The sequence below is a fragment of the Pantoea sp. BR_17 genome (assembly GCF_041955125.1).
In the GTDB taxonomy this organism is placed as follows: Bacteria; Pseudomonadota; Gammaproteobacteria; order Enterobacterales; family Enterobacteriaceae; genus Pantoea; species Pantoea stewartii.
Genome location: NZ_JAVAXT010000009.1, coordinates 90,155 through 103,464, shown reverse-complemented (window position 1 = coordinate 103,464; position 13,310 = coordinate 90,155). Strand labels below are relative to the sequence as shown.

Here is a 13,310-nt window from a genome sequence, read left to right as displayed (position 1 = left end):
AAGAGCGAGAAAAGCGATGCAACAGGACGACACTATTTATGCAGTCTTAATGAAATCAGGATGCGCGTGCGTGCACCCGCGACACCGGAGGTATAAGCCAGCGAGTGCTCAGAACGGTAAAAGGAAAGGATTAAGGGCGATGATTGACGATAATATTGTCAAGGTTAAACCATTTAGATAACAGGGCAGGATTGTTTAAGATAATCATAATGTTTCAACTCTCATTAAACATCATATTACCCTATTCTATTATCTTTATAAGTCCATCGTTTTTGTAGGCTATCGTGATTATTATCACAGTAATAAAAGTGTGCTCGTTAAAGGTAGATTATTACTGATTTAACCTGGATTTGGATCTCTTTCAAAAGCCTATTGCTGGCCCTGTCGTCGTTATTATTACACCGTTACGTTTCCACGGCGTCTGCCATCAGGAAAAAACAGCGGCGTACTCGCAGCACAGGGATTCGGACGACAGGCCCGGTGACGCATTTCGGGAACCGGAACAGCCAGCGCTGCGTTCAGATTCGACTATGGCTGGCGTTTACCTGCTGTGAGAAAGATACTCAGTCAGCGTCAACGTAACCCGCCGTAGCGCGCTGCCTGCTTTATAAACCAGTTCTCGGGCACGCTGTACGGTGCCTGACTTAGCTGTGCAATGCCCTTTTCAATATTTGTCGAGGCCTGATGCCAGAGTACTTCACTGCCTTCTTTGAGCAGGCCAATCTGAATTTTCTTTTCAATCAGGTAAACGCGGGCGAAGTGCGGATCGAAGCGGACGATGGCCCGTGTGTTATCAATAATATCGGCCAGCTTAATAGTTTGCGCTTCAGGACTGGCCTGGGCAGTATGACGGAAATGCGCCATTTTTCTGGCTGCCCGATTTTTTGCCTGCGCGGGGGCGGTATCGGTCAGCATTTCAACCAGTCGGGCCACTTCCGGGCCGAAATGATTTTCAATATCGTTGAGTGTCGTCGCCGTATCTTCTACAGTATCGTGCAGCCAGGCAGCGGCCAGCATAACCGGGTCATCGGTTACGCTTCTGACCAACTCCACCACGGCTGTCGGATGAACAATATAGGGCTCATCGGTATATTTACGCCGCTGTCCTGATTCAGCATGGACCTGCGTGGCATAGCGTCGTGCCTGTTCTTCCAAAGAATCCTGCATGCACTACCCCCGGCTGTCATAAATTGCTTGCAATTAACTAGTGTGCTATCTATATTACTTCCATGAACAGTTATCAAGATGACAAAAAAGTGAAAGCAGCGCCACTGTTGCTCGATCAGCAACTTTGCTTCGCACTTTATTCCGCCAATCTGGCGATGCATAAAGTCTATCGCAAGTTACTTAGCCAGATGGATATTACCTATCCGCAATATCTGGTCATGCTGGTGCTGTGGCAACAGGATTCACTCACGGTGTCAGAAATAGGCGAACGGCTTTTTCTGGATTCAGCGACGCTGACGCCGCTGTTGAAACGTCTGGAAAATGCGGGCTTAATCAACCGTCAGCGTTCCCGTCAGGATGAACGTCAGGTGGTGGTCAGCTTAACGGATGCCGGGTGGGCTTTACGTCAGAAGGCTGAAAGTATTCCTGATGACATTCAGTGTGCGTCAGACTGTAGCGAGGACGAGATGTATGCGCTTAAGCTACAGCTCAACCAGTTACGTGACAAACTGATGGCTCCGCGCTAAATTTTCTAATGAGTACAGGCAGTAAATTAACCTTCGCTGTTCGACTACGTCGTGATGAGTAGCGAGCGATTAAATAGTGCAATGGAGAAAAGCGATGTCTTTAGAACAAGTGGTTTACCGTGCAAAAGCTAAAGCTACCGGTGGTCGTGATGGCCGCGCAACGTCTTCTGACGGCGTGCTGGATGTCAAACTGGGTGTGCCAAAAGAGATGGGCGGCGCAGGTGGCGAAGTCACTAACCCAGAGCAGCTTTTTGCAGCGGGATACTCAGCTTGCTTCCTGGGTGCGATGAAATTTGTTGCTGGCCGCGACAAGATTGCGATGCCAAAAGATGCATGGATTGAAGGTGAAGTCGGAATTGGTCCAATCCCAAATGGTTTTGGTATCGAAGCGACGCTGAATATCCACTTGCCTGACATGGATGAAGCAGAAGCACAGAAGCTGGTTGATGCCGCGCACATCGTGTGCCCTTACTCGAATGCCACACGTAACAATATTGACGTAACACTGAACATTATTCGCTAAGCGATCAAGGGCCTGGTTCCGGGCCCTTCCTTACTTTCTCTTCTGGCCCACTTCCCGGATCGTGCTGAACAGGATTATTTTCTGGTTTATAGCGTGGCCGCGTGCTTAACTGTGCCGCTTTATATCAGGGCATGTCAAAACGCTCAGAATTCTCTTCTTATTTAACCGGCTTGCTTAATTCGCGAACTCTGCAGAAATATGGCAGTCAGATTAACGTTTGGTTAAGCGCTTAGTCCGGGGAAACTCCATTTTTCATGAATTATATAAAATCATTAACACAGCAAAAGCTGTCGCTCTTGCTGGCTTTGTATCTCGGTATCCTGCTGAATTTGCCGATTTTTTATCGCCGCTTTGCGGGACTGTTGACAACCTCAACCGTGACAGCCTGGCTCACCGCGCTTACAGAGGTTGTGGCTATCGTACTGTTAACGTTTTTCCTGATGCGGCTGTTATCGCTGGGTGGAAGAGTGTTTTACCGTATTCTGGCCACGTTGATCGTGCTGATTTCTGTCGCCGCCGCCTATTACATGGCCTTTTTTAATGTGGTTATCGGCTATGGCATTGTTGCATCCGTGATGACAACCGATACCGATCTGTCTAAAGAGGTCGTGGGCTATCACTTCATTTTGTGGATGGTCCTGGCCAGTGCGCTGCCGTTGTTCTTCATCTGGCGTAACAGTCTTAGCATGACGCTCAATGAGCAACTGCGCACACCAGGACAGCGTCTTAAGCCGACGCTTATCCTGCTGGCTTGCGTCGCCCTCGTCTGGCTGCCCATCCGCTACCTTGATAAGTTGCAAAAAAACAATGAGGAAGTGACCAATATCGATCTGCCCAGTTATGGCGGCGTAGTTGCGCACTCCTATTTACCCTCTAACTGGCTGGCCGCGCTGGGCCTGTTTACCTGGACGAAAGTCGACGAAACGCTGGAAAACCATGAACTGCTGGATCCTGCCCAAAAGTTTACCTATGTTGCGCCGCCGGGCTTAGATGATACTTACGTTGTGTTTGTTATCGGCGAAACCACGCGCTGGGACCATATGGGGTTGCTGGGCTACGAGCGTAATACCACGCCGAAGCTTTCTCAGGAGAAGAATCTGGTCGCATTCCGCGGTGAATCCTGTGATACCGCGACCAAGCTGTCTTTACGTTGTATGTTTGTACGTGAAGGCGGCACCATGGATAATCCTGGCCGGACGTTAAAAGAGCAAAATGTTTTCGCGGTAATGAAAGAGCTAGGCTTCACCTCAGAGCTGTTTGCGATGCAGAGTGAAGTCTGGTTCTACGATAACATCAACGCTAATAACTTCTCTTTCCGTGAGCAGATCGGTTCAGAACCACGCAATCAGGGCAAGTCAGTGGATGATATGCTGCTTGTACCTGAGCTGCAGGCATCATTGCAGCGTTATCCAAAAGGTAAGCATCTGGTTGTGTTACATACCAAAGGTTCCCATTACCTCTATTCGCAACGGTATCCGCGCAGTTTTGCGCGTTACCAGCCTGAATGCATGGGCGTGGATGAAACCTGTAGCAAAGCGCAGTTGATTAATGCCTATGATAATTCGGTACTCTACGTCGACAGCATGCTGGACAGCGTATTGGATCAGCTGCGTGATAAGAAAGCGATTGTTTTCTATGCCTCTGATCATGGTGAATCGATTAGCGACAATATGCATTTGCACGGCACGCCGCGTGAGATGGCACCACCAGAGCAGTTCCGCGTGCCGATGATGGTCTGGGCATCGGACAAATACCTGGCGGACTCTACGAATCGCGAAAACTTTGAACGACTGCAGGCGCAACAGCGTACGGGCAAAACCCATCGTCATGTTGAGCTGTTTGATACGATTCTGGGCTGCCTGGGTTATACCTCGCCCGATGGTGGAATTAAGCAGGCGAACAACTGGTGTCAGGCGCCAGCCAGAACGGCGACTAAAGCGCTGTAATCACACAGGGATTTTGGATTGATAACGCCGAGAAGCCGCTGACCGCCTGCTTTCCAGGCGATTGGCCTTAAAAGCGCAAAAAGCGGTTGACGCTTATCAGGGGGAGCAGTAACATGCGCCCCCATCGGCGAGTAGCGCAGCTTGGTAGCGCAACTGGTTTGGGACCAGTGGGTCGGAGGTTCGAATCCTCTCTCGCCGACCATATTTAAGAAACCTGTCTGCAAAGACAGGTTTTTTTTCGCCTGAATAAAAGAGGATGAGAACCTCCGGAGGCGGTTTGCGCCGGGCGAAGCGAGACAACGTTGCGAACGCAACGGCCTGAAGGGGGCTTACGCAGTAAGCCTAATCCTCTCTCGCCGACCATATTTAAGAAACTTGTCTGCAAAGACAGGTTTTTTTTCGCCTGAATAAAAGAGGATGAGAGCCTCCGGAGGCGGTTTGCGCCGGGCGAAGCGAGACAACGTTGCGAACGCAACGGCCCGAAGGGGGCTTACGTAGTAAGCCTAATCCTCTCTCGCCGACCCTGTTTAAGCAACCTGTCAGCAAAGACAGGTTTTTTTTGCCTGAATAAAAGCGAATGAGAACTGCCGAAGGCAGCTTGCGCCGTGCATGCGCAGAGTTTCGTTAATAAAGGGGGCCATCTTTACTCTTTCTGTTTAGTTTTTAACCCAATGATAAAACAGCTTTTTTGCTGCGGCCTGACATAGTCATCGTCACCTGTGTTTGTGACGGGGCTTATGACGTGGTGTGAAAATTACATCATCACAGCAAGCCTTTATGGGTTTGGTATTAGAAAATCTCATGTCAGTAATTTCGTGAAAAACCAATAACACATCCTTGCAGCGCAATTTCATGGCAGACCGCTATTTTGCCGTCTCAATGCGATGCAGGCCTTGTTGCCTGAGGGATGCTGGCAGGCGAAATATAAGTTTTGGTTATGCTGTAAAAACGCAAAATGTTAAATTTTTGCGAGAAAATATCAGCATTTTCCGCTGTATGAACGTCATAACGCACAGGGAATCGTTCAGATATCCAACATTTGGCGCTAAATGATGTACGATTTTATTTAGTGGTAACGACTGCTTAACGATGACTGTCGTAGCAGAATGCGCGGAAATAGAGCCACGCCACTGTGCAATATAGGGCATTAGCGCGCGCAGGGTTTTTTTTATCGTTGCTTGCTATTCCTCACACTCTGTGTAAATAACTAACCGTTGTATTGACGTTCTTTGCAACTGTTGACAAATTGATGCGTCAATAACGGTGCAGATACAGATTTTTCTGATGGGTACTTATCAATCAGCATTATCAAAACAAAAATATCTCACTCTTATCACCCGATCAGGGTGGACCGCCTGAACCGCATAAAAAAACCAGAGGTCGGGCAATGCACACAACAACACATCACAATGGAGCAAAAGCATGATCAACTCCCTGGCCAAATCCAGGATGCTGAAGGTCGGTCTGAGCCTCGTCGCCATGACCGTAGCCGCAGGTGTTCAGGCGAAAACCCTGGTTTATTGTTCTGAAGGTTCTCCGGAAGGGTTTAACCCGCAACTCTTTACGTCGGGTACGACGTACGATGCCAGCTCTGTTCCAATCTATAACCGTCTGGTTGAATTCAAAACGGGTACGACCGAACTGGTACCCGGACTGGCTGAAAAGTGGGACGTCAGCGCTGATGGCAAAACGTATACCTTCCATTTACGCAACGGCGTGAAATGGCAAACGACTAAAGATTTCAAACCTACGCGTGAATTTAACGCGGATGACGTCGTGTTTTCTTTTGAGCGTCAGTTAGACAAAAACAACAAGTACCACAACGTCTCTGGCGGCAGCTACGAGTACTTTGAAGGTATGGATATGCCAAAGCTGATCAGCAAAATCGAAAAAGTAGACGATCATACCGTTCGCTTTGTGCTGACGCGTCCTGAAGCGCCTTTCCTGGCTGATCTGGGCATGGATTTCGCCTCCATCATGTCCAAAGAATACGCTGACAACATGCTGAAAGCCGGCACGCCTGAAAAAATTGACCTGAATCCAGTGGGCACCGGGCCGTTTGTGCTTCAGCAGTACCAGAAAGACTCACGTATCCTGTACAAAGCCAACCCGGATTACTGGGGAACCAAGCCAAAAATCGATCGTCTGGTTTTCTCGATTACCCCCGATGCGTCAGTACGTTACGCCAAGCTGCAGAAAGGCGAATGTCAGATCATGCCGTATCCGAATCCGGCTGATATCGCCAGCATGAAGAAAGACAGCAAAATTAACCTGATGGAGCAGCCAGGTCTGAACGTCGGTTACCTGTCATTCAACACCGAGAAAAAACCGCTGGATAACGTGAAAGTGCGTCAGGCACTGACCATGGCGGTAAACAAGAAAGCCATCATTGATGCGGTTTATCAGGGCGCCGGCCAGCCAGCGAAAAACCTGATTCCACCGACAATGTGGAGCTATAACAACGATGTTAAAGACTATGCCTACGATCCAGAGAAAGCCAAAGCGTTGCTGAAAGAAGCCGGTATGCCGGATGGTTTCTCTATCGATCTGTGGGCAATGCCGGTTCAGCGTCCTTATAACCCGAACGCGCGCCGTATGGCAGAGATGATTCAGGCTGACTGGGCGAAAATTGGCGTGAAAGCCAAGATTGTCACCTATGAATGGGGCGAGTACCTGAAACGTGCCAAAGCGGGTGAGCACCAGACGGTCATGATGGGCTGGACTGGCGATAATGGGGATCCCGATAACTTCTTCGCAACGCTGTTCAGCTGTGCGGCGGCGAAAGACGGCTCTAACTATTCGCGCTGGTGCTACAAGCCGTTTGAAGATTTGATTCAGCCAGCACGTGCGGAATCCGATCACAACAAACGTATTGAGTACTACAAGCAGGCTCAGGTTGTCATGCATGACCAGGCGCCTGCGCTGATCATCGCTCACTCAACCGTTTATGAGCCTGTAAGCAAGAAAGTTACTGGTTATGTCGTTGATCCATTAGGTAAACATCACTTCGATACCGTCGATATTCAGGAATAACCTTTCGGATTACTGCAGTCAGGGCCGGTTTTACCGGCCCTCAGGCGACCGTGTCAGGTCGCCTGTTATCTGCTCTTTTTTTTCCGGCTAATTACTTTTACAAAAAGAAGCGCTTCCTGCGTCGCGTTCTGCTGTCGCGGGATGCGGTTAATGAGCAATGTTATCTCTGGCCAGGGCCAGAGTAAAACGACTGAGAATTACGCCTATGCTGCAGTTCATACTCCGGCGTCTGGGGCTTGTCATCCCAACGTTCATCGGTATTACATTATTGACCTTCGCGTTTGTGCATATGATCCCGGGCGATCCGGTGCTGATCATGGCAGGTGAACGCGGTATCTCCCCCGAGCGCCATGCTGAGTTAATGGCGATGATGGGGCTCGATCAGCCGCTGTGGAAACAGTATCTGCACTATATCAACGGTGTGCTGCACGGTGATTTAGGTATTTCACTGAAGAGCCGCATTCCTGTATGGACTGAATTCGTCCCGCGCTTTAAAGCCACCCTGGAACTGGGGATCTGCGCCATGATGTTTGCCGTCGCCGTGGGGATTCCGGTTGGCGTTCTGGCCGCAGTAAAACGTGGTTCTGTATTCGATCACACCGCGGTCGGGATTTCCCTGACCGGCTACTCGATGCCGATTTTCTGGTGGGGCATCATGTTGATTATGCTGGTGTCGGTCCAGCTCAATCTCACACCGGTTTCAGGTCGCGTGGCAGATACGGTGTTTCTGGACGACAGCCATCCGTTGACCGGTTTTATGCTGATTGACACGTTCATCTGGGGAGAGCCTGGCGACTTCAAAGATGCCGTCATGCATATGATTCTGCCCGCGATTGTGCTGGGCACCATTCCGCTGGCCGTCATCGTGCGCATGACGCGCTCTTCTATGCTGGAAGTGCTGGGTGAAGACTATATCCGCACCGCCCGGGCGAAAGGCCTGACGCGTATGCGCGTTATCGTCGTTCACGCTCTGCGTAATGCGATGTTGCCGGTTGTGACGGTCATCGGTTTGCAGGTGGGCACCTTGCTGGCAGGGGCCATCCTGACCGAAACCATCTTCTCCTGGCCGGGTTTGGGGCGCTGGCTGATCGAAGCGCTGCAACGCCGTGATTATCCGGTCGTGCAGGGCGGTGTGCTGCTGACGGCTATCCTGATTATCCTGGTCAACCTGTTAGTTGATCTGCTGTATGGCGTGGTGAACCCGCGCATACGTCATAAGAAATAAGGGGGCATCATGTCTGTCGTTGATCCCGCGAGTGTGAATGTCGCACCTAAGCCGATGACCCCGATTCAGGAGTTCTGGCACTACTTTAAACGTAACAAAGGCGCGGTTATCGGGCTGGTTTACATCATTCTGATGCTGTTGATTGCCATTTTTGCCGAGGTGCTGGCACCGCACGGCCCGGCGGAGCAGTTCCGTGATGCCCTGCTGCATCCACCTGTGTGGCAGGAGGGAGGAAGCTGGAGCTATATCCTGGGCACCGACGATGTGGGGCGCGATATCCTCTCGCGTTTGATGTACGGCGCGCGCCTTTCCTTGCTGGTGGGCTGCATGGTCGTTGTGTTGTCGCTGATTTTTGGCGTGATTTTCGGCCTGCTGGCGGGCTATATCGGTGGAGCGGTTGATGCCACGATTATGCGTCTGGTCGACATTATGCTGGCGCTGCCTAGCCTGCTGTTAGCCCTTGTTCTGGTCGCCATTTTTGGTCCGTCGATCGTCAATGCTTCTATTGCTCTGACCTTTGTCGCGCTGCCGCACTATATCCGTCTGACACGCGCGGCGGTACTGGTTGAGGTCAATCGTGACTATGTGACGGCCTCAGGTGTCGCCGGTGCCGGTATGCTGCGTCAGATGTTTGTGAACATTCTGCCTAACTGCCTGGCCCCGTTAATTGTTCAGGCCTCGTTAGGGTTTTCCAACGCCATTCTTGATATGGCGGCGTTGGGCTTTCTCGGTATGGGTGCGCAACCGCCAACGCCGGAGTGGGGCACTATGCTCTCCGACGTATTGCAGTACGCGCAAAGTGCCTGGTGGGTGGTGACGTTCCCCGGATTAGTCATTCTGCTGACCGTGCTGGCATTTAACCTGATGGGCGATGGTTTGCGTGATGCACTCGACCCGAAACTCAAGCAGTAAAGAGGCACCGAGATGGCGTTATTAAATGTAGATAAGTTATCGGTGCATTTCGGCGACGATAAGGCACCGTTCCGCGCAGTAGACCGCATCAGTTATCAGGTTGAACAGGGCCAGGTGGTGGGCATTGTCGGTGAGTCGGGTTCGGGTAAATCCGTCAGTTCTCTGGCTATCATGGGGTTGATCGATTTCCCCGGTAAGGTGATGGCGGAAAAACTCGAATTCAACCAACGCGATCTAAAGCGTATCTCTGAAAAAGAGCGCCGTCAGCTGGTGGGCGCCGAAGTGGCCATGATTTTTCAGGATCCGATGACCAGCCTGAACCCCTGCTATACCGTGGGTTACCAAATCATGGAAGCCATTAAGGTCCATCAGGGCGGTAATAAAAGTACCCGCCGCCAGCGGGCGATTGATCTACTGAATCAGGTGGGGATTCCCGATCCGGCCTCGCGGCTGGATGTGTATCCGCATCAACTGTCTGGTGGGATGAGCCAGCGCGTGATGATCGCGATGGCGATTGCCTGTCGTCCAAAGCTGCTGATTGCCGATGAACCGACGACCGCGCTGGACGTGACGATTCAGGCGCAGATCATTGAACTGCTGCTGGACCTGCAAAAGCAGGAAAACATGGCGCTGATCCTGATCACGCACGACCTGGCACTGGTGGCAGAAGCGGCCCACCATATCATTGTGATGTATGCCGGCCAGGTAGTAGAGAGCGGCAAAGCGTCCGATATCTTTAAAGCCCCCCGTCATCCTTACACGCAGGCGTTATTGCGTGCGCTGCCAGAATTCGCGGCCGATAAAGCACGCCTGGCCTCATTGCCGGGGGTGGTGCCAGGCAAATACGATCGTCCAATGGGCTGTCTGCTGAATCCACGCTGCCCTTATGCTAACGATCGCTGCCGTAAAGAAGAACCTGAACTGCGGACGATTCCGGGACGTCAGTCCAAATGTCACTATCCGCTGGACGATGCCGGGAGACCAACCTATGAGTCCTGAGAAAACGAAGCACGACTATCTGCTGCAGGCTATTGACCTGAAAAAACACTATCCGGTGAAAAAAGGCTTATTTGGTCAGGAGCGGCTGGTCAAAGCGCTGGATGGTGTCTCTTTTAACCTGGAGCGCGGAAAAACACTGGCCGTGGTGGGGGAGTCAGGCTGCGGCAAATCCACGTTAGGCCGTTTGCTGACTATGATTGAAACGCCGACGGAAGGGCAGCTTTACTGGCATGGTCAGGATTTATTAAAACACGATCCGCAGGCGCAAAAGCTGCGTCGACAGAAAATTCAGATCGTGTTTCAAAATCCCTATGGTTCGCTAAATCCGCGTAAAAAAGTCAGCCAGATTCTGGAAGAGCCGCTGATCATTAACACTTCGCTCACTAAAGCCGAGCGGCGTGAAAAAACGCTGGAAATGATGGCCAAAGTCGGTCTGAAAACCGAGCACTATGACCGTTATCCCCATATGTTTTCCGGAGGGCAACGTCAGCGTATTGCGATTGCGCGTGGCCTGATGCTCGATCCGGATGTCTTAATCGCAGATGAACCGGTTTCGGCGTTGGACGTGTCAGTGCGTGCGCAGGTGCTTAACCTGATGATGGATCTGCAGCAAGACATGGGGCTGTCTTATGTCTTCATCTCTCACGATCTGTCGGTGGTTGAACACATTGCAGATGACGTGATGGTGATGTACCTGGGACGCTGCGTTGAAAAGGGCAGTAAAGAGGCGATTTTTGCTCATCCCCGCCATCCTTACACCCAGGCGCTTCTGTCGGCCACGCCACGTCTGAATCCTGACGATCGTCGTGAACGTATCAAGCTGACCGGTGAACTCCCCAGCCCGCTCAATCCGCCTCCGGGTTGCGCGTTCAATGCGCGCTGCCGTCGCCGTTTTGGCACCTGTGTTCAGTTGCAGCCGAAACTGAAACAGTACGGTGAGCAGCAAATAGCCTGCTTTGCGGTTGATCAGGATGAAAACCAACTGATTGCGTCAGGTGATGTGACGCGCTAGAGATGTCCTGTCATGCGGAATCCTTGTAGGTAAACGACAGGTGATTCCGCTTGACTCTAGAAGCCCGCAACGCTGTCGTTACCTTCCTGGCGTCACTCATCGCCAAAATGCACCGCTGGTTAGTGGCACGTTCTTCCTCTGCCCGTTCGCGGCATTCATAAATCCTGGGATGTGACGTGCCGCCGGATTTGAAGAATACAGGTTTTGTTGGCCACGCATTCGCGTAGTAATACTTTACCAACCATAATTCAATATTCTCACAACCCTTAAGCACCAATGTCAGAATGCTGTAAAAACGACAGTACACGAGACAGCTTTTTTTTGCTTTCCAATACAAGGAGTTGTGTTAGCCATGCTCCCCGGGTTAGTAGATACTTAGATCTTAATCATTGAGGCTGATATTTTACTTAAGGCTGTCTCAATAATTTTACGAAATATATGTGAGTTAGTGCTCATTTTTTGCTAAACACAACTAATTAGCATTAATCTTTCTTATTGAATCTGTTGGTTTTGTAATCAGAATTATCTCACTGTGTTCAAATTATTATGATATATTCCTGGAAAAATCCTCCCTATGTTTTAGGTTGTGGTGTATGAAGAATTACGACGACTTACAGCGTTTTAAGGAAAAGACAAAAACGCTCGATATCGCCTTTCAGGATATGTCAGGCCAATCGCAGGAAGCGGCGGAGAAAAGTAAATGGTCTCTCATTCGTCAACTGGCGAGTGACGATCAGCAAATGCCGTTTAGTGGTGGCCAGCGTATTGATTTACCCCAGCCACAACCGATTCAAGGTGATGAGTTTAGTCTGGACATGGGTTCAGCGTTAACTCAGAGCGCGCAGGTGTCGACGCCTGCATCTGCCTCTTCCCGTTCCCTCATAAACAGCCTGTCAGCCAGCGAGCCGCTTCCTGACGTGACTGAGCCTGCTTCACACGCTTCCTCTTCCCTGTTCCCGACATCCTCAGCAACGCCTCAGGCCGAGGTCGCCGTACAGAAGACGCATGCGCCGGTAAAGGCACCTGACACTGCCCCCTCAATCCCGGCGCGTCCTGAAGCAGAGAACGGTCGCTTCAGCGATCTGTTCCGTGCGCGTAACAGCGCGTCAGAGAATTTACCTAAAGAAACGTTATTAAAACCGTTACTGGAGAAGATTGCCTTATGCCGTTAGTTTGTGTGTGCTCGCCCAAAGGTGGGGTGGGGAAAACTACGTTGGCAGCCAATCTGGCCTGGAGTCTGGCCCGATCGGGTAGCAAGGTATTGGCAATTGATTTTGATGTACAGAATGCATTGCGTCTTCATTTCGGCGTTCCCCTGAATGACGGACGGGGTTTCGTTGCTCGCTCAGAAGAGCAGGCTGACTGGAGCCAGTCTATTTTGACGACCGGAGGGAACATTTTTGTTCTGCCTTACGGCAATGTTACCGAAGCCCAGCGTGAGCGGTTCGAAGAGAATCTGACTAAAGACCCGCATTTTCTCAAGCGAGGCCTTGATACGTTACTGAACTATCCCGGCCTGGTGATGGTAGCGGACTTTCCTCCCGGACCCGGACCTGCGCTTAAAGCCATCAGGGCGTTAGCCGATATGCATTTGGTCGTTATGTTGGCGGATACCGCCTCCGTGTCACTGTTACCCCATATTGAAGAAAACCGCCTGATTGGGCAGCCGCTGAACAGCCGGCACGGTCACTATTTTGTCCTCAACCAGTGCGACAATCGCCGGAATATCAATCGCGATGTGACCGCTTTTCTTCAGCAACGGCTGGGCGATACGCTACTGGGGCAGATTCATCGTGATGAAAGTGTGGGTGAGGCCAACGCCTCGCAGCAATCCGTTTATGATTTCAGCCCTGCCTCTGCTGCTGCCTTTGATATCGAACTGATCACCAGGCGTGTCGCCAGTATTCTGAATATCACGGTGGGGAATGGCGAAGTTCAGGCGCAAATTAACACCGGTAACTACTAA

At 51.0% G+C, this 13,310-nt stretch carries 12 protein-coding genes, 1 tRNA gene and 2 other RNA genes; 13 read left to right on the top strand and 2 right to left on the bottom strand.

Annotated elements, in window-relative coordinates; all coding sequences use genetic code 11:
- Positions 1–130: 130 nt before the first annotated feature.
- Together tnaC and RAC60_RS14910 are read right to left on the bottom strand one after the other, a co-directional pair.
- Complete coding sequence (tnaC, locus tag RAC60_RS14915; protein WP_071988795.1) at positions 131–208, bottom strand: tryptophanase leader peptide; 78 nt, start codon at positions 206–208, stop codon at positions 131–133.
- A gap of 365 nt (positions 209–573) precedes the next feature.
- Positions 574–1,167, bottom strand: coding sequence for an HD domain-containing protein (locus RAC60_RS14910; RefSeq protein WP_375093965.1), 594 nt, complete (start codon positions 1,165–1,167; stop codon positions 574–576).
- A gap of 62 nt (positions 1,168–1,229) precedes the next feature.
- Between RAC60_RS14910 and RAC60_RS14905 the strand changes: the two genes are divergently transcribed.
- From RAC60_RS14905 to bcsQ, 13 genes are all read left to right on the top strand, one after another.
- The gene (locus RAC60_RS14905; protein ID WP_172913520.1) at positions 1,230–1,694 is read left to right on the top strand and encodes a MarR family winged helix-turn-helix transcriptional regulator; all 465 of its coding nucleotides are present in this window, start codon (positions 1,230–1,232) and stop codon (positions 1,692–1,694) included.
- A gap of 94 nt (positions 1,695–1,788) precedes the next feature.
- Entirely contained in the window at positions 1,789–2,217 is a 429-nt protein-coding gene (locus RAC60_RS14900) for an organic hydroperoxide resistance protein (protein ID WP_006121405.1), read from the top strand.
- Between the two features lie 254 nt (positions 2,218–2,471).
- Positions 2,472–4,163 (top strand): kdo(2)-lipid A phosphoethanolamine 7''-transferase, encoded by a 1,692-nt coding sequence (gene eptB / locus RAC60_RS14895; protein WP_006121406.1) that lies wholly within the window; start codon positions 2,472–2,474, stop codon positions 4,161–4,163.
- 125 nt (positions 4,164–4,288) lie between these two features.
- Positions 4,289–4,365, top strand: a tRNA-Pro gene (locus tag RAC60_RS14890).
- A gap of 33 nt (positions 4,366–4,398) precedes the next feature.
- Positions 4,399–4,526: non-coding RNA, RtT sRNA (locus RAC60_RS14885), on the top strand.
- A 33-nt stretch (positions 4,527–4,559) separates the two neighbouring features.
- A non-coding RNA gene (locus RAC60_RS14880) (RtT sRNA) lies at positions 4,560–4,687 on the top strand.
- 898 nt (positions 4,688–5,585) lie between these two features.
- Complete coding sequence (gene dppA, locus RAC60_RS14875; RefSeq protein ID WP_006121407.1) at positions 5,586–7,196, top strand: dipeptide ABC transporter periplasmic-binding protein DppA; 1,611 nt, start codon at positions 5,586–5,588, stop codon at positions 7,194–7,196.
- Positions 7,197–7,401: 205 nt separating this feature from the next.
- Entirely contained in the window at positions 7,402–8,421 is a 1,020-nt protein-coding gene (dppB, locus tag RAC60_RS14870; RefSeq protein WP_033737316.1) for a dipeptide ABC transporter permease DppB, read from the top strand.
- Positions 8,422–8,430: 9 nt separating this feature from the next.
- On the top strand, positions 8,431–9,333 hold the full coding sequence (gene dppC / locus RAC60_RS14865; RefSeq protein WP_006121409.1) for a dipeptide ABC transporter permease DppC: 903 nt from the start codon (positions 8,431–8,433) through the stop codon (positions 9,331–9,333).
- A 12-nt stretch (positions 9,334–9,345) separates the two neighbouring features.
- Entirely contained in the window at positions 9,346–10,332 is a 987-nt protein-coding gene (dppD, locus tag RAC60_RS14860) for a dipeptide ABC transporter ATP-binding protein (RefSeq protein ID WP_006121410.1), read from the top strand.
- Entirely contained in the window at positions 10,322–11,344 is a 1,023-nt protein-coding gene (gene dppF / locus RAC60_RS14855) for a dipeptide ABC transporter ATP-binding subunit DppF (RefSeq protein ID WP_033737317.1), read from the top strand. The genes dppD and dppF overlap by 11 nt, the downstream gene beginning before the upstream one ends.
- Before the next feature lie 593 nt (positions 11,345–11,937).
- On the top strand, positions 11,938–12,516 hold the full coding sequence (gene bcsO / locus RAC60_RS14850) for a cellulose biosynthesis protein BcsO (RefSeq protein WP_324029377.1): 579 nt from the start codon (positions 11,938–11,940) through the stop codon (positions 12,514–12,516).
- Positions 12,507–13,310 carry a cellulose biosynthesis protein BcsQ gene (bcsQ, locus tag RAC60_RS14845; protein WP_054634734.1) on the top strand — a complete coding sequence of 268 codons (804 nt, stop codon included), beginning with the start codon at positions 12,507–12,509 and terminating at the stop codon, positions 13,308–13,310. Before bcsO ends, bcsQ begins: the two co-directional genes overlap by 10 nt.